Annotated in this window: 18 protein-coding genes; 11 read left to right on the forward strand and 7 right to left on the reverse strand. The window is 71.3% G+C overall.

Annotated features, from left to right (window positions below; translation table 11 throughout):
- Window positions 1–15 precede the first annotated feature (15 nt).
- The 7 genes from ACFWV8_RS03965 to ACFWV8_RS03995 all read left to right on the forward strand — a co-directional run bounded on the left by ACFWV8_RS03965 (window position 16) and on the right by ACFWV8_RS03995 (window position 15,183).
- Window positions 16–6,162: a beta-ketoacyl synthase N-terminal-like domain-containing protein gene (locus ACFWV8_RS03965; RefSeq protein WP_384197747.1), complete on the forward strand. Its 6,147-nt coding sequence runs from the start codon at window positions 16–18 to the stop codon at window positions 6,160–6,162.
- A complete protein-coding gene (locus tag ACFWV8_RS03970) occupies window positions 6,155–7,276 on the forward strand; it encodes a DNA alkylation repair protein (protein WP_384197749.1) in 1,122 nt (373 codons plus the stop codon). The genes ACFWV8_RS03965 and ACFWV8_RS03970 overlap by 8 nt, the downstream gene beginning before the upstream one ends.
- Window positions 7,273–11,160: an aminotransferase class I/II-fold pyridoxal phosphate-dependent enzyme gene (locus ACFWV8_RS03975; RefSeq protein WP_384197751.1), complete on the forward strand. Its 3,888-nt coding sequence runs from the start codon at window positions 7,273–7,275 to the stop codon at window positions 11,158–11,160. Before ACFWV8_RS03970 ends, ACFWV8_RS03975 begins: the two co-directional genes overlap by 4 nt.
- A 172-nt stretch (window positions 11,161–11,332) precedes the next feature.
- Window positions 11,333–11,641, forward strand: a complete 309-nt coding sequence (locus tag ACFWV8_RS03980) for a hypothetical protein (protein WP_384197753.1) — start codon at window positions 11,333–11,335, stop codon at window positions 11,639–11,641.
- Window positions 11,638–12,762 (forward strand): class II histone deacetylase, encoded by a 1,125-nt coding sequence (locus tag ACFWV8_RS03985; RefSeq protein ID WP_384197755.1) that lies wholly within the window; start codon window positions 11,638–11,640, stop codon window positions 12,760–12,762. Before ACFWV8_RS03980 ends, ACFWV8_RS03985 begins: the two co-directional genes overlap by 4 nt.
- Window positions 12,759–13,568 (forward strand): thioesterase II family protein, encoded by an 810-nt coding sequence (locus ACFWV8_RS03990; RefSeq protein WP_384197757.1) that lies wholly within the window; start codon window positions 12,759–12,761, stop codon window positions 13,566–13,568. The genes ACFWV8_RS03985 and ACFWV8_RS03990 overlap by 4 nt, the downstream gene beginning before the upstream one ends.
- A gap of 43 nt (window positions 13,569–13,611) precedes the next feature.
- Window positions 13,612–15,183 carry an MFS transporter gene (locus ACFWV8_RS03995; RefSeq protein ID WP_384197758.1) on the forward strand — a complete coding sequence of 524 codons (1,572 nt, stop codon included), beginning with the start codon at window positions 13,612–13,614 and terminating at the stop codon, window positions 15,181–15,183.
- A gap of 61 nt (window positions 15,184–15,244) precedes the next feature.
- Here the strand turns inward: ACFWV8_RS03995 and ACFWV8_RS04000 are convergent, their stop codons facing one another.
- Entirely contained in the window at window positions 15,245–15,682 is a 438-nt protein-coding gene (locus ACFWV8_RS04000; protein WP_384197760.1) for a VOC family protein, read from the reverse strand.
- Between the two features lie 103 nt (window positions 15,683–15,785).
- Here ACFWV8_RS04000 and ACFWV8_RS04005 point away from each other — a divergent pair, with 103 nt between their 5' ends.
- Entirely contained in the window at window positions 15,786–16,529 is a 744-nt protein-coding gene (locus ACFWV8_RS04005; protein ID WP_384197762.1) for a 4'-phosphopantetheinyl transferase family protein, read from the forward strand.
- Between the two features lie 68 nt (window positions 16,530–16,597).
- On the forward strand, window positions 16,598–16,957 hold the full coding sequence (locus ACFWV8_RS04010) for a VOC family protein (RefSeq protein ID WP_384197804.1): 360 nt from the start codon (window positions 16,598–16,600) through the stop codon (window positions 16,955–16,957).
- Between the two features lie 20 nt (window positions 16,958–16,977).
- On the opposite strand, the gene ACFWV8_RS04015 is transcribed toward ACFWV8_RS04010, so the two are convergent.
- The gene (locus tag ACFWV8_RS04015) at window positions 16,978–17,568 is read right to left on the reverse strand and encodes a TetR family transcriptional regulator (RefSeq protein WP_384197763.1); all 591 of its coding nucleotides are present in this window, start codon (window positions 17,566–17,568) and stop codon (window positions 16,978–16,980) included.
- Between the two features lie 203 nt (window positions 17,569–17,771).
- Between ACFWV8_RS04015 and ACFWV8_RS04020 the strand changes: the two genes are divergently transcribed.
- A complete protein-coding gene (locus ACFWV8_RS04020) occupies window positions 17,772–21,788 on the forward strand; it encodes a CHAT domain-containing protein (RefSeq protein ID WP_384197765.1) in 4,017 nt (1,338 codons plus the stop codon).
- 4 nt (window positions 21,789–21,792) lie between these two features.
- Window positions 21,793–22,623 (forward strand): CHAT domain-containing protein, encoded by an 831-nt coding sequence (locus tag ACFWV8_RS04025; RefSeq protein ID WP_384197767.1) that lies wholly within the window; start codon window positions 21,793–21,795, stop codon window positions 22,621–22,623.
- Window positions 22,624–22,655: 32 nt separating this feature from the next.
- Here the strand turns inward: ACFWV8_RS04025 and ACFWV8_RS04030 are convergent, their stop codons facing one another.
- The 5 genes from ACFWV8_RS04030 to ACFWV8_RS04050 all read right to left on the reverse strand — a co-directional run bounded on the left by ACFWV8_RS04030 (window position 22,656) and on the right by ACFWV8_RS04050 (window position 26,730).
- On the reverse strand, window positions 22,656–22,829 hold the full coding sequence (locus ACFWV8_RS04030; RefSeq protein WP_384197769.1) for a hypothetical protein: 174 nt from the start codon (window positions 22,827–22,829) through the stop codon (window positions 22,656–22,658).
- Window positions 22,819–23,481, reverse strand: a complete 663-nt coding sequence (locus ACFWV8_RS04035; protein WP_384197771.1) for a DUF6338 family protein — start codon at window positions 23,479–23,481, stop codon at window positions 22,819–22,821. The genes ACFWV8_RS04030 and ACFWV8_RS04035 overlap by 11 nt, the downstream gene beginning before the upstream one ends.
- A 112-nt stretch (window positions 23,482–23,593) precedes the next feature.
- Entirely contained in the window at window positions 23,594–24,103 is a 510-nt protein-coding gene (locus ACFWV8_RS04040; RefSeq protein WP_384197772.1) for a GtrA family protein, read from the reverse strand.
- 183 nt (window positions 24,104–24,286) lie between these two features.
- Window positions 24,287–25,549 carry an MFS transporter gene (locus tag ACFWV8_RS04045; RefSeq protein WP_384197774.1) on the reverse strand — a complete coding sequence of 421 codons (1,263 nt, stop codon included), beginning with the start codon at window positions 25,547–25,549 and terminating at the stop codon, window positions 24,287–24,289.
- Window positions 25,546–26,730 carry a PLP-dependent cysteine synthase family protein gene (locus ACFWV8_RS04050; protein WP_384197776.1) on the reverse strand — a complete coding sequence of 395 codons (1,185 nt, stop codon included), beginning with the start codon at window positions 26,728–26,730 and terminating at the stop codon, window positions 25,546–25,548. Before ACFWV8_RS04050 ends, ACFWV8_RS04045 begins: the two co-directional genes overlap by 4 nt.
- Between the last annotated feature and the right edge of the window lie 101 nt (window positions 26,731–26,831).

Here is a 26,831-nt window from a genome sequence, read left to right on the forward strand (position 1 = left end):
AACGAAAGGACCGCTGTGAGCGAGCACGACACCCGCATCGCCGTGATCGGCCTCGCGGTACGGCTCCCGGGCGCAGAGGATGTCGTCGACCTGACGGCCTTCCTGGGCGGCGACGGGATCGAGGTCGGTGAGGTCCCGCCGAGCCGGTGGGCCCGTGAGCTGTATCTGGGCGACGGGCCCCACCAGGGCACGCACCACCGCGGCGGGTTCCTGGTCGACCCGTTCTCCTTCGACCACGAGGCGTTCGGCATGACCGCCGATGACGCCGTGCTCCTCGACCCCCAGCAGCGGGTGATGCTGGAGGTCGGCGCGCGGGCCTTGGAGGACTCCGGGTATTTGGGGGTGCGCCGACGGCTCGACGCCGCCGTGTTCATCGCCGCACGCATGAACGCGTACGGCTTCGACCAGGGCCGGGGTGCGGTGCCGCCCGGTCCGGCCGGCCCCGTCGGTATTCCCGGCCCGGCCGCCCTGTGGGGGCGGTCGCAGAACTTCATGGCGGCCTGGCTGTCCGACCGCTTCGACCTGGCCGGCCCGAGCCTGGTCGTGGACACCGCCTGCTCGTCCTCGCTGTCGGCGGTCTGGCTCGCCTGCCAGAGCCTCGCGGCCGGGACCTCCGAGCTCGCCCTGGTCGGCGCGGTCGACCTGTTGATCGACCCGCTGACGTTCGTACTCCTCTCCCGCACCGGCGCTCTCTCCCCGGACGGGCTCTGCCAGACCTTTGACAGCAGGGCCAACGGCTATGTGCCCGGGGAAGGAGCCGCCGCTCTCGTTCTGAAGCCGATGCGGTCGGCGCTGGCAGACGGCGACGTGATCCTCGGAGCCATCAGCGGGGTCGCGGTCAACAACGACGGCCGCACCATGGGTGTCACCACACCGAACCTGGAAGCCCAGATCGACCTGCTGGGCACGGTGTACGACACCATCGACCCGGCGACCGTCCAGTACGTCGAGGCCCACGGCACCGGCACCGCCATCGGCGACCCGATCGAAGTGCGGGCGCTCACCGAGGTGTTCGCCAGGCACGGCGTCGCCCGGAACTCCGTCGCGCTCGGTTCGGTCAAGCGCCGGATCGGCCATCTGCACTCGGCGTCGGGCCTCGCCGGACTCGCCAAGATCATAGTCGCGTTGCGCGAGGGAACCGTCCCGGCCGTGGCGGTGGAGTCGCCCAACCCACGCCTCAACCTCGCGGACAGCCCCTTCCACCTGCCCGCCACCCGGCTCCCCTGGCCGAATGCCCCGGTGCGCCGAGCCGCGGTGAGCGGGTTCGGCTTCGGTGGCACCAACGCCCATGTGGTGGCCGAGGCAGCTCCCGGCGACGCCGGGTCGGCGCGGCCCAGCGGGCAGGCGTTGCCGGTCCATGTGCTGCCGCTGTCCGCCGACAGCCCGTACGCGCTGCGCGAACTGGTCGCCCAGTGGCTGGAGTTCCTGCCGACCCTGGCGGACGGGCCAGGCGAGCTCGGCGACGTATGCGCCACGGCACGCCTGGCCCGGCCGCACCGTGCCGAGCGGCTGGCCGTCGTCGGGGCGGACGCGGGCCAACTGGCCACCGCTCTGCGCACATGGCTCCTGCGGGCCGGGGCATCCCGGACCAGTACCGTCGACGGTCCACGCGTAACCGTCTCCGTACGTCCCGAGGCACACGCCGCCCCGCCCGCCTGGCTGACCGCCCTCGACCGCTCCGCACCGGCCGTTCATGAGGTCGTCGGCCTTTTCGAAGCGGCCACGGGCACCCAACTGTCCACGTTCTCGGGTGAGTTGCTGCGGATCGCCTCCGGGGTCGCCCTCGCGATCGTGCTGCGCGATCTGGGACTGCCCGAGGGCGCGGTCGAACTGCCGCCGGGCTGGCAGGCGGTCGGGGACTTCGTACGAGGACGGGTCCCGCTGGAGCGGGCGCTGGCCGAAGTGCTGCGGAGCGACAACGAACTCGCGCGCGACGGGCGGGAACAGGCCGATGCGGACGGCCACGACGTCGGCGCACGGCTGGCCGAAGCCCATGACGAGCGCGAGGTCGCGAGGGTGCTCGCCGCGATTGCCGCCGAGGTCTACGGGGACGGCCAGGAGATCGACTGGGCGGTGTTCCAGCAGGCAACGGGCGCGGCGTGGACAAAACGCCTGCTTCCGTCCGCCCAACTGCGCGGCCCCGCCCTGAACTTGGGCGAGCCCCAGCGCTCGGCCGAGCCAGGATCACCCGCGGAGCTCGTGTCGGACGAGGGGACGGCCGGGTACACGTTCTCCCGGGTGTTCGGTCCGGCCGAGTCACCCATCGCGCAGCACGCGGTGTACCGCACGCTCATGCTCCCAGGCGTGGCGTGGTTCGACTTCCTGCGAGAAGGCACCGCGCTGCGCGGCGAACTCTTCCACGGGGCCCGGGACATCCTCTTCCACCGACCGCTCATCCCGCGCGGTGCCCACCGGGTCATCGGCCGGGTGGACGCGGAGAACCGGTTCAGGGTGGAGGACCCCGAGAGCGGGGAACCCTTCGTCACCGGCCGGCTCGTCACCGATCGCCCGGCCGAGCCGGCGCCTCCCGTTCCCCTGGCCGCCCTGCTTACCGACTGCGCCGGCTCCGCCGTGCACGCGGGCTCGGGTCTCTACCGGTGGCTGCGGCGGATCGGGTACCACCACGGCCGCTACTACCGGAACATCTCCTGGGTGGCGAGCCTGCCGGACGGCGGCACCCTCGCCCGTGTCGAAGGCGCCCGGCAAAGGGAGTTGAACGCGCCCGGCGTGCGGCTGTTCCCCGGGCTCCTGGACAGTGTGACGGTCGCGGCGATCGACCCGGCCAACCCGGTGTTCGGTGCGGCGGACGCGTCGGCGTTCATCCCGCTCTCGGTGGGCCGGCTGGACGTCCTCGGACCGCTGGACGACGCCGCTTACGTACGGACGGAGATCGCCTTCTGGAACGACGAAGCCTGCCGGGTCACCCAGACGGTGACCGACGAGGCGGGGACGCCGCTGCTGGTCTTCGGCGACATGGCGTCCAAGCGGGTGCCCGTACAGGCGTTCAGTGCGGGGGAGACGCCTGCGCCGGTGGTGCCGGTGGGGCCGGTTGCGGTGCCCGAGCCTGTCACGGCGTCGGCGTCGGAGCCGACTGTGCTCTCGCCGACGCCACCTCGTCCGGCGGCCCAGACAGCCCCCGCGGCTCCGACGGCCCCCGCCGCCCCTCGGTCCGCACGGGCCCTGAACTGGTTCCTGTCGCTGACCGGAACCCCCGAGGAGCACAGCGATACGGAGTTCCTGTCCGCCGGGTTCGACTCGGTGGGCCTGGTGGCGCTGAGCGAGCGCATCTCCCAGGAACACGGTCTGTCCCTCTACCCGACGGTCTTCTTCGAGTATCCGACCCCCCGGCAGTTCGCCGACTTCCTCGCGGACGAGGCACCGGAGCTCGTCGACAACCAGCCGGCCCAGCCGGTCCCGGCGGCCCCGGCTGAGGCGGAAGCGCCCGCACCGGTGGCGCGAACAACCGTCACGCCACGAAGACCAGAACCCGAGCTCCCGGCCGAGCCCCCCTCGGCCGCTCCGGCGTCACGACCGCGCGACATCGCGGTCGTGGGGGCCGCGGTCAGGCTGCCCACCGCGGGCAACCTCAGCGCCTTCGCCGAGCTGCTCGCCGAAGGCCGGGACACGGTCCGCGCGCTGCCCGATGGGCGTTGGGACAAGGAGGCAGGGCCGGTTCCGTACGCCTCGTTCCTGGACAGCGTGGACGGGTTCGACCCGGCCCCCTTCCGGATCTCGCCCCGCGAAGCTCCCCTGATCGATCCGCAGGCGAGGATCGTGTACGAGACGATCTGGGAAGCCCTGGAGGACGGTGGCCGGATCGGCGGACGCGCCGACGGTCACCACACCGGTCTGTGGATCGCGTACAGCCACGACCACTACCACGAGGAGCGGGTACGTCACGGCGTACCCGACGGGCGTGGCCTCGGACTTGAGGCGATGATCGCCAACCGGCTGTCGTACCTGATGGACTGGCACGGCCCGAGCGGACTGGTCAACACACTCTGCTCGTCGTCCCTGGTCGCCATTCACTCGGCCCTTCAGCACCTGCGTACCGGCGACATCGACACGGCGGTCATCGGTGCCGTGCACGCCGGCATCAGCCCGGAGTACTTCCGGTCGATGGGGGACCTGATGGCCCTGTCGCCCCGGCATCGCAGCCGCGCGTTCGACAGTACGGCGGACGGCTTCGTCCCGGGAGAGGGAGCCGTGGCAGTGGTGTTGCGGCGGTACGACGACGCCGTACGGGACGGCGACCGGATCCGGGGCGTCATCAAGGGAGCCGCTGTCAACCACGGTGGCCGCACCACCCGCTACTCCGCACCCAGCCCGCGCGCCCAAGCCGCTGTCATTTCGGCCGCGTTGGGGGATGCGGGGGTGTCGGTGGAGTCGATTGGTTTGGTGGAGGCGCATGGGACGGGGACGGGTTTGGGTGATCCGATTGAGGTGGAGGGGTTGTCGCGTGCGTGGCGTGGGGTGACGGGGCGGTCGCAGTTTTGTGCGCTTGGTTCGTTGAAGGGGAATGTGGGTCATTTGGAGCCGGCGGCTGGGTTGGCCGGTTTGGTGAAGGTGCTGTTGGCGATGGAACATGAGTCGGTCCCGCCGTCGCTGCATGTGGTGCGGCCGAACGACCACATCCGTTTCGAGGAGTCGCCGTTCTATCTGGCTGATCGTGCGGTGGCCTGGCCCCGCGGTGAGGAGCCTCGTCGTGCGGCGGTGAGCGCGTTCGGTATGGGCGGGGTGAACGCCCATGTCATCGTGGAAGAGGCACCCTTGCTGCCGGTGCGGGAGAAGCCTGTTCAGGACTCGCACGTTGTTCGGGTCAGTGCCGCCGACGAGACGGCATTGCGAGCCCTCGCCGACACCTACGCCGAAACTCTGGCCCACACCTCCGACGACAAGCTCGGGGACTTCGCGTTCACGGCCAACACCGGGCGCGCCGCCCACCGCCTCCGTGCCGTCGTGCATGGCAGCGACGCCCGTGAACTGGCGGCCGGTTTGAGGGATGTTGCCGCAGGCCAGGTCTCCGGGTCCCGACGGGGCGGTACTCCCGCGCCGACCGCCTTCATGTTTACGGGGCAGGGTTCGCAGTATGTGGGTATGGGTCGGGGTTTGTATGGGGTGGAGCCGGTGTTCCGGGCTGCGTTGGATGAGTGTGCGGGGTTGTTGGTGGGGCATGTGGATGTGCCGTTGGGTGAGTTGTTGTTCGGTGGGGTGGGGGGTCGGTTGGATCGGACTCGGTATGCGCAGCCGGCGATTGTGAGTGTGCAGGTGGGGTTGGTGCGGTGGTTGGAGTCGGTGGGGGTGTGTCCGGATGTGGTGGTGGGTCATAGTCTGGGTGAGCTGACGGCGGCGTGGGCGGCGGGTGTGCTGGATCTGGCCGATCTCCTTGAACTGACGGCGTTGCGGGGGCGGTTGATGGAGTCGCAGCCGGGTGAGGGTGCGATGGCGGTGGTCCATGCGGATGCCGAGGCTGTTCTGGCTGCTGTTGCTGATCATCCGGGGGTGGAGATCGCGGCGTTCAACGCGCGTCGATCGGTGACGATCACGGGCCCGGCTGGCGCGGTGGAGCGGTTCTGTCAGGACTCCGGCCTGCGCACGCAGAAGTTGACGGTGAGTCATGCGTTCCATTCGGCCGCGATGGAAGGTGCGGTTGCCCCGTTCGCCGAGGCAGTGGCAGGCAGGACACTTTCCGCCCCGGCGATCGGGTTCGCGTCGACGGTCACCGGCGGTTGGCACAACGCCGAGACGGCATCCGCCCCGGACTACTGGGGCCGCGCGATCCGTGAGCCCGTGCGCTTCGCCCAAGCCGTTTCCGCCCTCGGCGAGTTCGGCGCGAGATCGGTGTGGGAGATCGGTTCCCATCCCCAACTGACCTCGCTCGCCCGCGCGTCGTGGGGCGAGACACAGCCGGTCTGGCTCAGCACCCTGCGCCGGGACCGCATCGATCAGGCTCAACTCCACGCGGCGGTCGCCGCGTATGTCAACCGGACCTCCGCCGACCTCGACTGGGCCGGACTGCACCAGGGCAACGGCCGGCGGACCGCCACCATCCCCACCTACCCCTTCAACCGACAGCGGTTCTGGATCTCCTCAGGACCGCACGAGACCACACCGAACGACCAGATGAAGCACGAGACGAAAAGGCACCTGAACCATGGCTAGCGAATACGGACTCAAGCGACACTTCAACGGCGACGCGGCACGCCTGATCGGCGACAGGATCCGGGCCGTCCACCCCGAGTTCGACGTGGAGGGATACGCGGCCGAGGTCGAGTCGCGCATCCCCGACAGAGAACTGAAGGACCGTGTCCTCGTCATGGCCGAGGGCCTGCGCACTCGCCTGCCCGCCGACTACCCCCTCGCCGTACCGATCCTCCTCACCATCCTCGGCGACGAACTCGCCGAAGGGGAGGGCATGTTCAACTCAAGCTGGTTCCTGATGCCGGTCGCACGCTTCGTCGAGGAGTACGGTCTCGACCACCCCGACCTGTCGCTGGACGCGATCGAGGAGATCACCAGGCGGCACACGGGCGAGTACGCGATCCGGCCCTACCTCGAACAGCATTACGCGCCGACGATGGAGCGCGTCGCCCTGTGGGCGCGGAGCCCTAGCCACAACGTGCGGCGCCTGGCGACCGAAGGAGTCCGCTCCCGCCTGCCCTGGGCCCGGACCCTGACCGTGTTCGTCAAGGATCCCCGGCCGGTCCTGGAGATCCTCGAACCACTGCGCAGCGACCCCTCGGAATACGTGCGCAAGTCCGTCGCCAACAACCTCAACGACATCTCCAAGGACGCCCCCGATCTCGCTCTCGCCACCGCGCTGCGCTGGCTGGAGGAGAGCCCCACTCCCGAGACCAACTGGATCGTCAGGCACGGACTGCGCACCCTGGTGAAGAAGGGTGATCAGCAGGCCCTGGCCATTCTGGGGGCCACGGGCGGCGAGCACGTCCGTGTACCCCGGCTGAGCATCACCCCGCGGTCCGTGACCATCGGGGACACCCTCGTCATCAGCTTCGACATCGAGAACACCCACGACCGCGCGCACAACATCGCGATCGACTACGTGGTCCACCACGTGCGCAAGAACGGGCGCAGCATCCCGAAGGTCTTCAAGCTGACGACCCTCGAACTCGGCCCCGGAGAGCGGCGGTCCCTGGAGAAGACCCACGCGATCAAGGAGGTGCAGACCCGTCGGTACTACGCGGGCGAGCACACCGTCGACATCCAGGTGAACGGTCTGGCGCAGGCCACCGAGAGATTCGACCTGCGCACATGAGCGGGCTCAGGTCGGTTCTCAGCGCTGCCGATCCGCTGGTCTCCCACCACCGGATCGGCGGCATCCCGGTGTTACCCGCCGCCGCGCAGATCGACGCCATGCTATCCGCCTGCGACGCCCGCCGCCCCGACTGCCGGTGGACCCTGGAGCAGGTCGCCTTCCGGGTGCCGCTGCTGGTGGTGGGTCGCGAGGCCGAGTTGGAGGTCCGGACCGCCGATGACGGTGGCTGCGCGGTCAGTTCAGTAGGTGCCGAACCCGGCTCACGACTCGTGCACAGCACCGCCCGGGTGACCGGCAGCCCGTTGCCGCCTCCTCGCTATGCCGACGTGGCCGCGCTGAGGGCCGGGTGCACGGAGCAGGTGCCGCTGTCGGACGTGGCGGCTTGGCGTGAGGCGAGCGGGATCGCGTACGGGCCGGCGTACCAGGTGATCCGGTCGGCCCACCGGGGCTCGGGCCGGATGCTGCTGATGCTCCGGGCGGGGGATGAGGCGAACGCGGCGTCGGCTCCCCCCTTCGTACCGCCGGCACTGCTCGACAGCGTCTTCCAGGCGCTCGGGATGCTCGACGGGGGTGCTGCCGGGGCGTGTCTGCCCTGGTACGTCGGCCGGCTGGTGGCCCGCCGCCGGATCTCCGGCACAGTGATCGCCCTGGTCGAGCGGGACGAGCCGGACGAAGCCGGCGGTAAGGGTGGTGCCGTACGGGGACGGGCCACGGTCTGCAATCAGCAGGGTGAGGTCCTGCTGGAACTGGACCGCATCACCCTCAAGGCCGCCAAGCCCCCAACGCCAACGGCCTCCAAAGCGTCAACGGTGCCCGAGGCACCCGCCGACTCCGAACAGGGCGTGCCAGCAGTCCCGTTGATCGAGACCGTCGTCTGGCGGAAGGCCGACGTCGTCACCCCCGTACATCCTGCCGCGCCCGAAGGCCCCGTGCTGATCGTGTCCGCGTACGACTTCCGTCCACCGGGTGACCGGCACGGCGTACACCTCACGCCGGCCCAGCTCTCCTGCGGGGGCCTCGACACGCTGTCGGCCGACGAGGCTTTCCGGGACGCTGTGTATGTGGCACCGCGCGGGCTGAGCGGTGAGGCGGAGGTGACGGAGGCCCTGCAGGGGGTCTTCGCGCTGGTGCGCCGACTCGCGGCGCGCCCGCCGATGTCGGACCTGCTGATTGTCACCTCCGGCGCACACCAGGTGGTGGCGGAGGATGTCGTCGACCCGTTCATGACCGCCCTGTGGGGTCTCGGCCGCACGCTGCGCGTCGAACATCCCCGTACCAGGGTCCGCCTGGTCGATCTTGGCCCCGCCGTAAGCCCCGAGACCCCTGAGAACGCTGCCGCTGTCCTCGGGGCTGCGCTCGGCCAGGACCGGCCGGAACTCGCCCGGCGCGACGACGTCTGGTACGAGCCCTCCGTAGAGCCGCAGCACATGAGCACCACCGACCCGGTGCGATACGAAGGCGGCCGTTTCCTGATCACCGGCGGGATGGGAGGGATCGGCCTGCGTGTCGCGGAGTTCCTCGCGGACGCGGGGTGCGCCCAGCTGACCCTGGTCGGGCGCACCGTGCCGGACGGGGGAGATGTACGGGAACGCCTCGACCGACTTGGAACCCGCTGCGACCTGACGGTCGTGGCGGCGGACGTCCGCTCGCTGCGCGAGCAACTGGCCGACGCGGCACGGTACGACGGGGTGTTTCACGCCGCGGGCGTGCTGCGCGACGGACTCGCGCGCAGCCTCACACCGGAGCAGGTGGACACCGTCGTCGGGCCCAAGATCGGCGGCGTACACGCGCTCACCGATCTGCTGTCCGGGCATGAACAGCCGGGTTTCGTCGCCCTGTTCTCCTCGGTCGCCGCCGTACGGGCCAATCTCGGCCAGAGTGCCTATGCCGCGGCCAACGCTTATCTGGAGGGCTACGCCGCCCGCCAACGGGCAGAAGGCCGCGCCTGGTTCAGCCTCGGCTGGGGTCTGTGGACCGTCGGGATGGGCGAGTCCATCGCCCCGAAGGCCGCCGCGCACGGCATCCCGGCCCTCACCGCTGACGACGGCGTCGACCTGCTCCGTACGGCCCTGAACCGACCCCCCGCGCATTACGTCCTGTCCGCCGCAGCTCAAGCGAAGGATGCACCCATGACTGCTGTCACACCGGAATCCGGGCTGTGGCCGTCGCTCACCCACGCACTCACGGAGGTCCTGCATCTCGGCGGCGTGTCCGCCGATGACGATCTGCTGGAGCTGGGCCTCGACTCGATGATGGCGGTCGAGCTGGCGGCGGCGCTGAGCTCCGACGGGCTCGACATCGACCCGATGGTGTTCTTCGAGCGCACCAACGTCGGCGCGCTGCTGGCCCACCTCGAATCGCTGCCGCGCACGGCTCCCGCCGCCGTACCAACTGCCGCCCCGGCGCCCGCACTTGCCCCGATGCCCGTCCCCGCCCCGGCCCCCGTCCCCGCCCCGGCCCCCGTCCCCGCCCCCGTACCCCAGAGGCCCGCCGTACCCCCGCGCACCGCCGACTCCTTCGTACCGGACTGGGACCGCTTCAGGGCCCCGGCGCCCGCCCCGTCGGTCCCGCAGGTGTCACCGCCCCAAGCGCTGGCCCCGCCCCCAACCCCTTCACCGGCCCCGGCACCTGCCCCCGCCTCCGGCCGCGTACCGCGCCGGACCCTGCCGGGCAGGCTGGCCGACGCCCCGCACGGCAGGTTCCTCGACCGCCGCATCGACGCGCTGTCGACGGAGGACCGTCTGATCGTCGCCAAGGACGAGTACTTCTACGAGCCCGTCATCGAGGAGGCCACCGGCCCCCGGATCAAGTTCGACGGCCGCTGGTTCCTCAACTTCGCCTCGTACAGCTACCTAGGACTCATCGGGCACGACTACATCGAGGACCAGGTCCTGCGCGCCGTCGAGCGCCACGGGACCGGCGCGCACGGCGTACGGCTGCTGGCGGGCACTCTGCATCTGCACCGGGAACTGGAGCTGGCGCTCGCCCGCTTCCTCGGCACCGAGGACGCCATCGTCTTCTCCAGCGGCTACATGGCGAACGTGGCGACGGTCGGCGCTCTCGTCGGCCCCGGCGACGTCGTCATCGGCGACGTCTACAACCACGCCAGCATCCTCGACGGGTACCGGCTGTCGGGTGCGTCGGTCATCACGTACGCCCACAACGACCTCGCCGACCTGGAACGCGCCCTGCGCAAGGCGGGCGACGCGGGCCGCCTGGTGGTCACCGACGCCGTCTTCAGCATGGACGGCGACGTGGCCGATCTGCCCGGCATCGTGGAACTGTGCGCGCGGTACGACGCCCCGCTGATGGTCGACGAGGCACACAGTCTGGGCGTCCTCGGTGCCACGGGGCGCGGTATCACCGAGCACTTCGGCGTCGATCCGGCGCGGGTCGACGTCAAGATGGGCACGCTCTCCAAGACGGTGCCGAGCGCGGGTGGTTACGTCGCCGGGTCCGCCGACCTGGTCTTCGCGCTGAAGAACAACGCGCGGGGCTGGATGTTCTCCGCGGCGGTGACTCCCGCCCAGGTGGCGGCGGCGAAGGCGGCGATCGAGGTGATGGAGGCCGCCCCGTCCCTCACCCGGGACCTGCGGACGAAGTCGGCGCGCTACCGAGAGGGGCTGCGGGCCCTGGGCTTCGACACGCTGGCCAGTGAGACACCGGTCGTGCCCATCATCTGCGCCAGTGCCGAGCAGGCGGGCGCGATGGCCCGGCTGTGCCAGCAGGACGGGCTCTTCGTGCAGCCGATCGTCTATCCGGCTGTTCCTCGGACGCTGCCCCGGCTGCGGACCATCGTCAACCTCAGCCACTCCGAGGCCGATCTGGACGCGGCCGTCGTGACGCTGGAGAAAGCCGGCCGCGCCTGCGGCCTGATCCGCTGAGCGCCGATCCGACGCGGCAACGCGTGGGAACGCGGCGACGCACAGGGAACACGGCGAGGCACCGGAACGCGGCGATCGACGGGAACGCCGCGCTCCACCAGGACCGGAGCGCTCCACCAGGAACGGACACCGTACGCCTCAACCACCGCATGGCAACCAGGGGGCAACGACCATGACCGACATCGACACCTCGGCGTTCTTCGGAGCGGTCCTGAAGACCATCGCCTCGACCCGCAACCACGGCACCGACCAGGACGAGTGGGCCTCCGGCGTGCTGGAACCGACCGCGCGTATCCGCGCGTTCGAGAAGGAGGTCGGTGACCGGCGGCTCACGCCCGCCGAGGCCGAGGAGGTCCTCGGCCTCCTGGGGACGACGCTGCGCACCAAGCGCACACCGGACGAGGAGCGCGAGTACTACCTCCAGTACATCGAGAAGGTCGCCGGGATCAGCCGGGCCTCGCTAGGTCTGTCCGGCTGGTGAACACCTCCCGACTCGCGTGGTACAGCCACGAGATCTGTTTCTGGCACGACCCCGGTCCCGGATCGGGGTACGTGCCGGTGGGGCCGGGCGTCGAGCCGTTACGCCAGTTCGCGGTCGACCCGGACCTCCGGCGTGCCGAGGGGCTGGTCAAGGCGTCCGGTGTGATGGACCGGTTCACCGGTGTCACCCCGGCGCCGGCCTCCGACGACGACCTGCTCCTTGTGCATGTCCCCGAGCACATCGAGCGGGTCGAGGCGGCATCGGCGGCCGGCGCGGGCGACGCCGGTGTGTACGCGTACGTCAACTACCACAGCGCGCGGGCCGCGAGGCTCGCCGTCGGGGCCTGCGCACAGGCCGTCACGGCAGTCCTGGACGGCCGCTTCGACCGGGCGTACTGCCTGGTGAGGCCGCCCGGCCACCATGCGGAGCCCGACCGGGCGATGGCGCTGTGCCTCTACAACAACCTGGCGGTGGCCGCCCGCGTGGCACAGCGCGCGGGCGCGCGCCGCGTGCTGATCCTGGACTGGGACGTGCACCACGGCAACGGCATCCAGCGGACCTTCTACGAGGACCCCGACGTGCTGTACATCTCCGTGCACCAGGAAGGGCTGTTCCCGGCGGCGTCCGGTCTCGTCATGGAGACCGGCGCGGGCGCGGGGGCGGGCAGCACCCTCAATGTGCCGCTGCCCGCCGGGTCGGGCCACGGCGCCTATCTCGCGGTGATGGACCGGATCGTGGAGCCGGCCGCCCGTGCCTTCGGCCCCGATCTGATCCTGGTGGCGGCGGGCGTCGACGCGAGCGGTCACGACCCGATGGGCCGGATGCTCTGCACCAGCCGCACCTTCCACACGATGACGTCGACGATGTGCCGGCTCGCGGACGAACTGACGGCGGGCCGGATCGTCTTCGGCCACGAGGGCGGCTACTCGGCGTGGTACCAGCCGATGCTGGTGCTGGGCACCGCCAGTGCCGTCGCCGGTGTGCCGGCCCCTCAAGACCCGTTCCTGCACTCGCTCGAACATCTGCCGGGCCAGCGCCTCCAGCGTCACCAGGACCGGGTGATCGCGCACCTGGAGGGCCATCACCCGCTGCTCGCGCCCGCGACGGGAGTCCCGGGATGAGCGGCTGGTGGATGACGGTGGGGAGCGGCGCGCGCCCCGTGGCCGGCCACGGCCCGGGGCCACGGCCCCGCGCCCGGTTCCGGATCGTGGCACTCCCGCACGCCGGCGGGTGGCCGTCCGCGTTCCGCTCCTGGTGGCAGGTGCTGCCCGAGGACGTGGAGTGCGTCGTCGCCCAACTGCCCGGCCGGGGCACGCGTATCAACGAGCCCCTGGTGACCCGCGTCGAGCCGCTGGTCGACGCGCTCGTCCGGGGCCTCGCGGAGCTGGAGCCCCTGCCGTACGCGGTCGTCGGGCACAGCTTCGGCAGCGTGCTCGGATACGAGCTCACCCGGGCGATGGAGCGGGGCGGCCTGCCTCCCACCCTGCTGGCGGTCTCCGCGCGTCAGCCGCCGTGCTTCCCCAGCGAACCGCCGTTCGCCCATCTCAGGACGGACGCCGAGCTGTTGGAGCATGTGACGGACCTGGGCGGGATGTCTCCCGGGCTGGTGGACCGTACCGATCTGGTCCAGTCGTCGCTCCGGGCGATCCGCGCCGACCTGGAGGCGATGGAGACCTACCGTCGGCCGCTGTCCGGCACCCGCGTCCCCATCCTGGCGCTCGGCGCGGTGGACGACCCGGTCGTCATCGACGAGCGGATGTACCTGTGGTCGCTGGAGACGTCGGGCGGCTTCAGCCGCCAGACGTTCACGGGCGGTCACTTCTACCTCTACACCCCCGCCAACGCGGCGGCCGTCGCCGCCCGTCTGATCCCCGGCCCCGACCGCCCCCGGTCGGAGCCGGCCCTGCCACACCCCCTCGCCCGATGACCGTATTCGGGCACCGACGCGCACCATCCCCGAAAGGAAACATGTGAGTACCACCGCCGAAACCACTTCGCAGGCCGGACCCCGTGAGTGGTTGGGCCTGGCCGTGCTGGCGCTGCCCACCTTGCTGCTGTCCATCGATGTGAGCGTGCTGCACCTGGCCGTACCGCACATCAGCGAGGGCCTGAACCCCTCCGCCGCCCAGATGCTGTGGATCATCGACATCTACGGCTTCCTCATCGCCGGATTCCTGGTGGCGATGGGCACCCTGGGCGACCGTATCGGCCGCCGGAAACTGCTGCTGATCGGCGCCGCCGCGTTCGGCGTCGCGTCGCTGGCCGCCGTCTTCGCGAACGACCCGGCCACACTGATAGCGGCGCGGGCCGCGATGGGCATCGCCGGAGCCACGCTGATGCCATCGACCCTCGCCCTGATCATCAACATGTTCCGCGACGCGCGGCAGCGCGGCGTGGCGATCGCGATCTGGGTCACCATGTTCTCCGTGGGCATCGCGCTCGGCCCCGTGGTCGGCGGAGCCATGCTGGAGTACTTCTGGTGGGGTTCGGTCTTCCTGCTCGGCGTGCCCATCATGGGTCTGCTGTTGGTGGCCGGCCCGATCCTGCTGCCGGAGTACCGCGACGAGGAGGCCGGCCGGATCGACCTCGCCAGTGTGGCGCTGTCGCTCGCCGCGATCCTGCCGGTGATCTACGGACTGAAGGAGATCGCCAACGACGGATTCGGCGCGGTCCCGTTCCTGGCGATCGTCGTCGGTCTGGTCGTCGGCGTGCTGTTCGTCCGCAGGCAGCGCACGCTGGAGAGCCCGCTGCTCGATCTCGCTCTCTTCCGCAGTTCCACCTTCCTCACGGCCCTGGTGACGCTGCTGCTCAGCATGCTGGTGGCCGGCGGCACATATCTGATGGTCACTCAGTTCCTGCAGCTCGTCGGTGGACTGTCCCCGATGAAGGCCGGTCTCTATCTGCTGCCTGCCGCCTTCGCGCTGATCGTGACGGCCGTGGTCTCCCCGATGGCGGCGAGCAGGTTCCGTCCGGCGTACGTCGTCGCGGCAGGGCTCGCCGTCTCGGGCATCGGCCATGTGATGCTGAGCCTGGCCGACAGCTCGTCGGGCATCGCCCAGGTGGTGACGGGCTTCGCCTTCGTCTACGCGGGTGGTGGCCCGCTCATCGCACTCGGCACGGACATCGTCGTCGGATCGGCTCAGCCCGAGCAGGCCGGGTCCGCCGCGGCCCTCTCGGAGACCAGCACCGAACTCGGCATGGCGCTCGGCGTCGCCCTGCTCGGCAGCCTCGGCGCCGCCGTGTACCGGAGCGGGGTGGACGTCCCGGCGGGGGTGGCTGGCGCCGATGACACGCTCGCGGGGGCGGTAGAGACGGCGCAGGGCCTGTCATCGGACGTGGCGGCCGTCCTGCTCGGCTCCGCGCGGGAGGCGTTCACCGACGGCATGAACGTCATCGGAGGCATCGGGGCGTTGGTCGCTGTCGCCTCCGCCGTGCTGGTGGCGGTGGTCATCAAGATTCCGGCCACGGGTGCGGGCGAGGCCCCCGAAGGCGCGGACGGTTCGTCCGACGGCGTCGTTCCCGCCGTCAAGGTGGAGGGGTAGCACCCCGGGCGATCCCTGCGGATTGTGCGGCCCGCGTCACGCGACGCGGGCCGCGCAGGGCTTAGGTCCTGCCCGACTGATCCTGGTAGGCGTCCGCGTACTCCTCGGTCGGGGCGATGGGCGTGATGACGTCGATCAGTACGCCGTCGGGGGCAGCCACGATGAAGTGGCGCTGGCCGAACGCCTCGCTGCGCAAGGGGAGTTCGGCCTTCAGACCGGCCTCCGTCACGAGGCGCGTGTACTCGGCGTCGACGTCGGCCACCTCGAAGTTGAGGAGCAGGCCCTGGGCCGGCCGGCGGTAGGTCTCCGGCACGGTCTCGTGTCCGGCGGCGACGAGAGCGAGTTCGTAGTACGGCGGCTCGGGCCGCCGCAGGCTGACGTACCAGTCGCTGGTATAGGTCGTCTCGAATCCGAGCAGCGTGCTGTAGAAGGCCACCGACTCACTGAGCCGCTCGGTGCAGAGCACGGGATAGAAGCTGGTCACGGCAGAGGTCGTCATCACAGCACCGTTCTGGGGCGGGAACGCGGTCGTGTTGTCTCAACGAGGCATCCGCCGCCGCGTCACGTCCGCCGGATCGACGGCACCTCGAAGGCAGGTCGACATGACATCGGCGGTGCACCCTGCGGGCGAAGTCCGCGTATGGGCGGTGCGGCAGGCGCCCCCGTGGCGCGAAGACCTCTCGCTCTCGCTGCTCGACGCGCGGGAGCGGGCCAAGGCGGCATCCTTCACCCACCGCCGCGACCGGTCGATGTACCTCGCTGCGCATGTGGGGCTGCGACTGCTGCTGGGTGACCGGCTCGGCGTCCACCCCCGGGACCTTCGCTTCGGCCGTGACCGGTGCGGGCACTGCGGCGGTCCGAACGGCCGGCCGGTTCTCCTCGGCGGCCCCGGCGGCCTGTACTTCTCCCTCTCCCATGGCACGGGCATCACTCTCGTCGCGGTCGCCGACGTGCCCGTCGGGGTCGACGTGGAGTCCCTGCCCGGCCGCCGGACGGTCGAACTGTGCCTGGCGCGGCTGCATCCACGCGAGCGGGAGGAACTGCTCAGAGTTCTCCGGGCCGAACTCCCCCTGGAATTCTGCCGGTTGTGGACGCGTAAGGAGGCGTATCTGAAAGCATTGGGGACCGGGCTCAGCCGGGGGCTCGACCGGGACTATCTGGGAGCGGGGGGAGAGGGAAGGCCCGTGGCTTGGAACGTCGTCAATCTCTCCTGCGGCCCGCAGAACCGAACGCACGCCGCCGCGCTGGCCGTTCCGCGGTGGGTGCGGGCGCCCGCCGGACCGCGTGAGCTGAACTGGTCGGCGTACGGCCATGTCCTGGGCGGCGTCGGCTCGTTGGAGGAGTGAGGCCCGCGTTGACATGCCACCGGTATGCCATTAGGTTCCATTCGCATACCGTTGGTACGTGAGTGGAGATGTCCCCCATGCTGACCAGCTTCTGTCCGGTGATCTGCACGTCACGGCTGGGGGAGTCCCGCAGCTTCTACAACAGACTGTTCGGCTTCACCGCCACGTTCACGACCCAGTGGTACGCCGGTCTCAGCCGGCCCGGCGGGCCGCGGCACGAACTCGCTCTGCTCGACCACGCGCATCCGGCGGTGCCGCAGGCGCTTCTTCGGCCGGTGCGCGCGGTGCGGCTCACCTTGGCGGTGGACGACACGGCAAAGGTGTGGGAGCGGATCGCCGCCCTCGGGGCGGCCGGGTGCGCGGATCGCGGACACCTGGTCATCACCGACCCCAACGGGGTCCGGATCGACATCGTCGTACCCGACTGATCACCGGCCGCGACGCCCGGTCACTTCGCGCGCAGCGCCTCCAGCATCCGCGCCAACGCCTGTCGCGCGTCCGTGAGATCGGCGGAGTCCGCCGAGGCCGCCAGCCACAGCGCCGCCTCGTTCATCGCCCCCGACAACAGGTGTGCGAGCGGCGCGACCGGCTGCGCGGGGATGGTGCCCTCGTGGACCAGGACGGCCAGAGCCTGGGCCAAGTGGCGGCCGGAGGTGGCCTCGTTCATCGCCCGCCAGTCGCGCCAGCCGAGCACCGCCGGCCCGTCGACGAGCATGATGCGCTGGATCGCGGGGTCGGTGGACGCGCTGAGGAACGCCTGGCAGCCGTGGGTGAACTGGTCCCAGGCATCCTGCTGGGCGTCCGCCTTCGCCGCGACGTGCGCGGCGACCTCCTGCTGAACCTGCTCCAGGACGGCCCGGAACAGCTCCGCCTTGCTGTCGAAGTGGTGGTACAGCGCGCCCTTGGTCACCCCGGCGGCCCCGACGATCTCCGACAGACCTACGGACGCGTAACCCAGTTTCGAGAACAGCCGCCTGCTCTCCCGCAGCAAGGCGTGCCGTGTCTGCTGCCGTTGCTGTGCGCGAACCCCGATCGTCATCGTTGCGCCCCCCGTCTTCGGCCTGTTGAAGCCATACGCACACGGTACTTCGCCGCTGGTGGGACGGGCGAGACCGTATTCCTCCCTCAAGTCCCTTCTGAGATCGGTACGTTGATCCCGCTGACGGCATTCGTCCCACGGGGGGAGCGTGTGTGGAGTTACGCGGGAACAGTGACGGTTCAGGGGGACCTGCGGCGCGGACGGTGAACGCCGCGCACCGCGTTCTTCGGCAGTCCGAGCGCGCGGAGTCCGAGCCCGCCGCCCTGGAGTGGTTCCTCGGGGCCGAGGCACGGGAGGCGGCCGACGAGGTACGCGGCGGCCTCGCCCTGTCCGACGGGAACATATGGGCCCTCGGGGTCCTGGCTCTCGGTCATCTCGACTGGTGCCGTTATCTCGCCGGAGGCGAGACCGACCGGGCGGCGCTCGGCGCCGCGCTGCTTCGGCTCGCCGGGATCCATGAGCAGGATCCCGCACAAGTGCCTTACGGGTTGGTCCCGTTGTTCGCCACGCTGTCCGGCGCACCCGAGGGAGCCGGGACGGAACCCGGCTTCGCCTACGACGGGGGCGTCGGGGTGGCGCTGATGTTCCAGCAGAGCCGGCACCCCGGGGCCCTGCCCATGGCCGAGGCCCTGCTGCGGCACGCCGTCGCCGGATTCGGTGAGGGCAGCCTCGAACAGGGCGTCTGCCTCTCGGACCTCGGAATCGTCCTCCTCTACAGGTTCCAGGAGGGCGCGGGACGCCACACGATCTCCGAAGCCGTCGACACCGGCCGTGCGGCCGTCGTCTGCGCACCGGGTGATCGGGATGAACAGGCCCGCAGACACGGCAACTTGGGGTACACGCTCAGACACTGGTCCGAGGCGAGCGCGAACAGGGAGGCGATGCGGGAGGCCGTCGCCGAACTGCGGCGGTCGGTGGAGCTGTGCACATGGAACAACCCGATGCGCGCGCAGCACTCCGCCACCCTCGGTTCGGCGCTCTGTGTCGCCGCCAGGGAACTGATGGAGCCGGCGCTGCTCTCCGAGGGCATCGCGCTGCTGCGTGCGGTCCTTTCGGAGCCGGACGCCGTCATACCTCATCGCCCCTCGTTCCTCTCCGACCTGGGCGTGGCCCTGATCCTGCGGGCCATGGAGAGCGGCGGCGACGCCGAGCAGTACGAGGAGGGCATCGCCACCGGCCGCGCGGCAGCCGACATGGCCCCCAACGCCGTCGAACGCACTCTGTATCTCACCAACCTCGCCCTGCTGCTGGCCGGGCGCGCGGTGCGCACCGGACATCTGGCCGCCTTCGACGACGCGTACACAACCAGCCGCGAAGCCCTTGAGGGCGCGCCGCCCGGCCATCCGGTGCTCGCCCAGGCGCACTTCGTCCTCGCCGGTGTGCTGGGCTCGCGGCACGCCGCGACGGGCATCATCGCCGACCTGGACGAGGCCGTTGCCCATGCCCGCCGGGGAATGGAGATGACCTCCGTACTCACCGACGACCTGCGCCGACGGGTGAACCACGGCACCAGGCTCGCCGACCTGCTGCGCAAGCGTGCCGCTCTGCGGCCCGCCTCAACCTCCCACGGTCCGGGGGAACTTCAGGAGGCGATCACGCTGCTCCGCGGCCTGGCCGAAGACCTGCCGGCCCGCACCACGGAGCGCGCCCGGGTGCTTCTGGCACTCGGACGCTGCCTGATCGCCTCGGACTCGGCCACGGACCCGGACCTGGACACAGGCGCCGACGCCGACGAGGCCGCCGACTGCTTCCGCAAGTGCCTCGCACTGCCGCCTCCCAGCGACGACTTCGAGGCCACCGCGCGTTTCGAACTCGGCTCGGCGCTGGCCGGACGCGCCGGTACGGACGACGACGCCTGGCAGCGGCGCGGCGACGAGATGCTCCGGGCGATCGAACTGCTTCCGCCCGGCGACCCGTTGCGCTGGGACTACGAGTCGGAGTACGCCAGAGTCCTCGTGAACCGGGCCGACACCATGAGCGGCGTCAGCGGCGTCGACGCGTTCGAGGAAGCGCTCGACCTGTACCGGGAAGCGACACGCCTCCTGCGCAAGGTGATGACAGACCTCCCGGACATCCGCGTCACCGCGGGCGCCACCTGCCGGTCGCACCTCGGCACCGTCCTGGCCAAACTCGGCCTGCGCACCGGCCGTGTCGAGTTCTTCGCAGACGCCGTGACCAGCCACCGGGAAGCCGTCGCCATGACCTCGGCGCGTGACCACTTCCGGGTGCACCGGCTCGGCGCCCTGGGCGAATCCCTGCTGGCCCTCGGCGAGTTCGGATCGGACCCCGAACTGCTGAGGGAGGGCGTCGGCGTACTGCGTGAAGCCCTGGCAGGCGCGGACGACGCCACCCCCGGCAGGGCCGCCTGCCTCAGCTCCCTCGGCGACACCCTGCGTACCCTCGCCCGTTTCACCGGCGACCCAGCCCCGCTGGAGGAGTCCGTCCGATGCCACCGGGAGGCGCTCTCCATGGCGGCGGGACAGCCGACGGCCGTGGCTCTGCTCAACATCGCGAACAGCCTGGCCGACCACTACCGCCACACCCGCGACGTGCGGCAGAGTGACGAGGCGATGCGGCTGTTCCGTGCCGCCCTGGCCGCCGAACAGCCCACGGTCGACCTGCGGGGCATCATCCTCATGTGCCTGGGCAATGCCGAGTGGTACCGGGCCGTCGACAGCCGCGACGAAACCCTCATGGACGCCGCCATCGGCACGCTGCGCGAGGCCGTGACCACCGTGCCCAGGGCGCGCCTCGGCATGGCGCTCACCAACCTGGGCGGCGCCCTCATGAACCGCTCGTCGGTCACCGGCAACCGCGTCTGGCTGGCCGAAGGAGTGACGGTGCTGCGCCGCGCGGTGCGCGAGAGCCCGCCGACGGCCATGGAGCGTTCCATGCACCTCAACAACCTGGCCGAAGCGCTGCGTTGCTGGTGCGAGATCGTCGGGGACACCTCCGCCGCCGACGAGGCCGCGGCGCTCCTGCGCGAGGCGATGGCCATGGAGCACGGCGACCGTCTGGGTACCGACGCGGCGGCCATGAACCTGGGCCTCCTGCTGACCAGCCGCGCCCAGTGGGACGAGGACCCGCACGCCGCCGATGAGGCACGGCGGGTCCTCGAAGAGGTGGTCGCCGGGCTCGGCGAGCACCACCCTTCGCGATCCGCCGCCCTGCTGAACCTGGCGACCACCTGTTCCGTCGCCGCCCATCTGGCGCGGGAGAGCACAGGTGCCACGGCGCGGCAGGCGCTGCGCCGGGCGGTCACCGTCACCCGGGAATCCCTCGCGGGCATGCCCGAAGGCCATCCGGACCTGAGCCGCGCCCGGTTGATCCTGGCCCAGGTGCAGCTGGACCGTGCCGCGCTCGGCGAACAGGTCGACTTCGGGGAGGTGGCCCGCGACGCCCGCGCCTGCGCGCACGATCCGGTCGCCCACGGCACGAACCGGATCGTGGCCGCGCGGGTCTGGGGCAAGGCCTCGGCGCTGGCGGGGCACCACACCGATGCCCTCGACGGGCACGCGTACGCCGTCGGCCTGCTGTCCACCATCGCCCCGCGCAGCCTCGCGCGCGCCGATCAGGAGGCGCGGCTGAGCGTCAGCGAGGGCCTGGCGAGCGACGCCGCGGCGCTGGCGCTCGACGAGGGCGCCGCCGGCCGCGCCCTCGCCCTGCTCGAACAGGGAAGAGGAGTGCTGCTCGCCCAGGGCCTGGAGAACCGGGCCGACGTGTCGCAGCTGCGTGCCCTCGCCCCGGCCATGGCAGCCGAATTCGAGCGGATCCGGGACCGGTTGAGCGCTCCGCCCCAGCTCCCCGTCGCGCTGCGCACCGGGCCCGGCGGCCCGGCCGTCCCGCCCCATGACGACCGCGATGCGGGCGTGATCGCCGAGGCCCGGCACGCCCTGTCCCAACGCTGGTCCCAACTGCTCGCCGAGATCCGGGAGTTGCCCGGACTCGACGGCTTTCTTCACCCGCCGTCCGTACCGGACCTGGTCACCGCCGCCACCGAGGGACCGGTCGTGGTGGTCAACGTCAGCGAATACCGCTGCGACGCCCTTGTCGTCACCGCCGACGCCGGAATCGACGTGGTCCCCCTGCCCGCCCTCACCCCGGACGCCGTCCTGTCGCGGGCGGCGGAGTTCGTCGACGCGATCGACGCGGCGTACGGCGGGAACGGCGTGGACAACGCGGTCGCCGCGATGCGCACACTTTCCGGGACGCTCGGCTGACACGGTGGCCGCACCGGTGCTCGACAGGCTCGGTCTGGACGCCGTACCGCACGACGGAGCCCCCTGGCCCCGGCTCTGGTGGTGCCCCACCGGTCTGCTGTCCTTCCTGCCGCTGCACGCGGCCGGATGCGGCGCGCCGGACTCCGGCACCTGGGTCATCGACCGGGCCGTCTCCTCGTACACGCCGACCCTCCGCGCCTTGGTCCGGGCGCGGGACGGGCTCAACTCCCTTGCCCCCGCGCGCCCTTCACCCCTGGTCGTGGCCCTCCCCGAGACGCCCGGGGCCGAGCCACTGCCCGGAGCGTCACGCGAGGCCGAGTTGGTCGCGGAACTGTTCCCCGCCCGGCGGCTGCTGGCCGGGACCGATGCCACCGTGGACGCGGTCGTCCAGGCTCTCGCCGCCCACTCCTGGGTCCACTTCAGCTGTCATGGCGTCAGCGAACTGCTCAGCCCGTCACAGAGCGGTCTGATCCTCCACGACGGCCGGCTCACCGCGTCCGACGCCGCCGCCCAGCGTCTGGGCAGCCCGGAACTCGCCATGCTGTCCGCCTGCTCCACGTCCCAGGGCGGTATCACCCTGCCCGACGAGGCGGTCCATCTGATGTCGTCCTTCCAACTGGCCGGGTACCCGCATGTGATCGGCACCTTGTGGACCGTCTCCGACGAACTGGCGACGCGCCTGACCGAAGAGTTCTACGCCTCGCTCGCGCGGGACATCTCCGGTGGCCGGCGCATCGACCCGGCCGAGGCCCTGCACCGTCCGGTCAGGTCCCTGCGCGACCGCTACGCGCAGGCGCCGCACCTGTGGGCCGCGCACATCCATACGGGCCCGTGAGGCCCGGGACGTACCCGCGCCACCTGGGGCGCTCAGGACGTCTCCGGCTCCCCGGAACCGTGCACGGGCGGGGCGGCGTCCCCCATCGCCGTGCCCGACGGGCCCTGCGGCAGCTCGTCCGGCTCGTCCAGGGCGTCGGTGGGCCGATAGGTCCTGCGCGAGGCGAACTCCTCGACCAGGGCCGCCAGTTCGGCTTCACTGCCCATCTCTTGATCCTCCGGCATCGGCCACCACTCCCTCCGTCGCCGCCGCGGACGGCGGCAGCAGTACCTCCAGCACATCCACATCGCTCGCCCGCACGTACACGCCCCCGGTACCAGGCACCTTCCCGAGGAACGTGCCGTCGGACCCCACCCGGTACTGGGCCTGGAGATAGAGGTCCCCCGGCTGCGGATAGGCCGAGACGGCCGACCGCGAACCGAGCCAACCACCCACCCACAGACCGCTTTTGAGGCGCATCCGTACGAAGCAGGAGCCGCGGTCACGGAAGAGGGCGTCCCAGGCGGTCGGCATCGGCTCGTACCGCGCCCGTGCGTGCCGTCTGCGCCAGGCGGCCTCCGCCCAGGCCAGCGCGGACGGAACGGCGACGATCAGGAGCAGCGCGGCCAGTCCGGCCCGGCGGGGCTCCCGCAGCAGCCCGGATATGGGCCCGTCTCCGTCCCCGGCCAGCAGCCGTACGAGCCATGGCCCCGCGGCCACCGCGTAGACGGCGTCGAGCAGGGCACCGGCGGCGATGGCACGCACGAGCCGGTTCTGCGGCTCCTGCTCACTGGCGAGCGAGCCGCGCAGCCGCTCCCGTACGGCCTGGTAGAAGACACCGGGCAGCACGAGGATCAGCAGGATGGTCAACTGCTGCACCGTTCCTGGAACCATCGTGGTGCCGCACCCCCGTGCTCGGCGTTCCGCCCGTGTCGTCGCCGCATCAGGATGACGTATAGGAAGGCGCTCCGGGGGAGTTCGGCCCGAACGGTCAGGCGGCGCGGCAGAGCGTCCCGGCGCCGGCCGGGGGCGAGGCGTGAGCCACGGTCGCCTCCACGGGGCTGACGGTGGCCCGCGAGCGGCTTCGCGCGAAGACGACGAGACGCAGCACCCCGAACCGCGCGACACCGGCGACCGCGGAGGCGGACAGGTAGACGACCTGTTCGAGCAACGCGCTTGGCGCTGCCAGGAGTTGTCGCAGGACCAGCATCGCCGCGCAGGTCACCGCGTACGCGCCCACGGCCGAACCGGCCGACTGCACATGCTGGCGCCAGGTGGCGTGCCCGCCCGCGCCGAAGGTGTAGCGGGCGTGCAACTCGGTGGCGAGGAGCGTGGAGACCACGGTGATCAGGGCGTTGGCGAGGACCCAGGGAATCCAGGAGGCCAGGGCCACCACGGCGAAACTGGAGGCGAGCCCCACCCCGCCGCCGCAGAGCACGAAGCGGGCGAACGCGCCGAAGGCGCCGCGCTCCGGCTGCCGCCCGCTGTGTGCTGTCTCCATGCCCCGACCCCTTTTGATGGCTCACTCCGCGAAACGCGCACTCCTCGGCCGCTCAGCCGCGCGGCCGAGGAGTGCGCTCCCCTTGGTGCCAGTATGGCACATAGATGGCGCCAGGATGAGCCATTAGTGGGCACGGGTGTGCTTACGGTGGCGCCATGGTGTGCGTCGGCGCGGTAGGACCGGTCAGGCGCGGGCCGGTTGCGGCAGGGACCCGGCGAGCCGGCCGGTGCGGGCCAGCGCGCCCACCGCCGCCGCGCACCCGGCCCCGGTCGCCGTGAGCGCCGTCCACACCAGCCACCCGGCGTCGTGGGTCCGGGCGTAGTCCCACAGCGCGCCGCAGACCAGGTTGCCCAGGGTGATGCCGAGGCCGGAGACGGTGTTGTAGAAGCCGTAGTGGGTGGCGACCAGCCTGTTGCCGGACAAGGCGATCATGGTGTCCATCTCGAACGGATAGACCACCGCGCTTCCCGCCGCCAGCACGGCTACCGCGAGGACCAGTGCCGTCAGCACCCCCAGGGTCGCCGAGGCCGGGACCAGGGCGAGGGGCAGGAAAGCCGCGCCCATCGCGGCGAGCCCGGCCATCAGCGCCTGATGAGGGGTGAAGTGGCGCTTGGCCCACCCCGTCAGCCGTAGTTGTCCGGCCACCGCCACCGCCGCCGACACGACGAACAGCAGGCTGGTGGCCTTCGTACCGTCGGCGCCCAGCGCGGCGTCCGCCGCCAGCGGGAGGGCGAGATAGACCTGGAACGTCAGGACGTACGAGCCGATCATGGCGGCGGAGAACAGCAGGAACGGCCGGTTCGCGACGACGGTGCGCCACTGCGCCAGCACCCCCGCCTCCCGTCCGCCCCCGGCGTCCGCGGGCGCGTCGCCGCGACGGGCGGGCAGCGCGCGCCACTGACCCACGCTCAGCAGCGCGAAGATCGCCCCCGCCACCGTGCACACCAGCCGGAAGTCCGTTGCCAGCAGCGCGAGTCCGACGAGGGGACCCAGCAGCATCCCGGCCTGGTAGTAGACGTTGAACGTCGCGAACGCGTCCACCCGCCGCTCGCCGGCCTCGGCGGCGAGGTAGGCGCGTACCGCCGGATTGAACAGGGCGCCCGCGAAACCGGTAGCCGCGGAGGCGACGAGGAGCGCGGGCACGGTGTCGACCCAGCCCAGCAGCGCGAACCCGCCCGTGCGCAGCACGCACCCGGCGAGGATGGGCGCCTTGTAGCCGAAGCGGTCGGCGATGGTGCCGCCGATGAGGAACATGCCCTGCTGGGAGAGGTTGCGTACGCCGAGGACCAGCCCGACCGTCCAGGCGGCGAGTCCCAGGTCGCCGGAGAGATGGGCGGCCAGGTAGGGCATGAGCATGTAGAACGCCAGGTTGATGGCGAACTGATTCACCATCAGCAGTTGGGCGCCGGGCGGGAAGGAACGGGTGCTGTGCCAGAGGGACTTCACGGCCGCACCGCTCGCAGGTCCGCAGCGGCAGTGGCTGTGGCTGTGGCCGTGGTGGCGGCCGTCGCGGCCGTGAGTTCGGCCTCGATGTCGGCGAGGGGGTCGACCACCGTCGTGCACCTGCTCCACGAGGTGACCGTCAGCTCGCCCGGGTGGGCGATCTCGTGCGGTGCGACGGGCGGCGCGTGGTGCAGCAGGCCGTGCTCGCGGCAGTAGGTGTCGCAGAAGACGGTGCCCGCGTACCGCTGCGGGCCGTCGGGGAAGACCGCGGCGATCCGGGCCTCGGCCGGCAGGGTGGCGGCGAGCCAGCGGGCGGTCAGGGCGACGGCGCCCACGCTCCAGCCGCCGGTGGCGTAATGGCAGCGGGCGAGAGTACGGGCGGCCCATACCGCCTCGGGAGCCGCGACCCAGTGGACCTCGTCGAACAGGTCGTAGGCGACGTTACGCGGGTGGATGCTGCTGCCGAGGCCGCGCATCAGCCGGGTGCCGGCGGGCTGGCCGAAGATGGTGGAGCCGGTCGTGTCCACGCCCACGACCCTCAGGCCGGGGAAGAAGTCCCGCAGGACCGAGCCCACGCCCGCGGAGTGCCCGCCGGTTCCGACGCTGACCACCAGGGCGTCGATCCGGCCGAGTTGGGCGACGAGTTCGTGGGCCAGCGTCCGGTAAGCGGCCACGTTGTCGGGGTTGTTGTACTGGTCAGGGCACCAGGCGTCCGGACGTACGGCCAGCAGTTCGGCCACCTTGTCCCGGCGGGCCCGCTGCCAGCCGCCCACCGGATGCGGCCGCGACACGACGTGGACGGTGGCGCCGTAGGCCTGGAGCAGGCTGGTCATCATCGGCTCCATGCCGGGGTCGGTGACCACGTCGACGGGGTGGCCGAAGGTGCTGCCCGCCAGGGCCAGCCCGAGCCCCAGGGTGCCGGAGGTGGATTCCACGATCGGGGCACCGGGCAGCAGTTCGCCCCTGCCGCGCGCCGCCTGGACCATGTGCAGGGCGGTGCGGTCCTTGATCCCGCCGGGGTTGGCGCCCTCCAGCTTGGCCCAGAAGCCGCGGCCCGGATCGGCGAAGGGCTCGCCCACCCACAGCAGCGGGGTGTTGCCGACCAGTCCGGCCGCGGTCCGCGCGCTCGGCGCCGTCGCCGCCAGCAGACCTGCGGGCGGGCAGGGGGAAGTCACTGAGGTCATGGTGTTCAACGGAGTCTCTTTCGGCGGCCGGCCCACGACGGGCCCGGCCGTTTGAGGTCGGGGAGAAGATGGCCTTACGGCCCCCGCACCGAGCCGGGAAC

It is taken from the genome of Streptomyces sp. NPDC058665, assembly GCF_042714995.1.
Classification (GTDB): domain Bacteria; phylum Actinomycetota; class Actinomycetes; order Streptomycetales; family Streptomycetaceae; genus Streptomyces.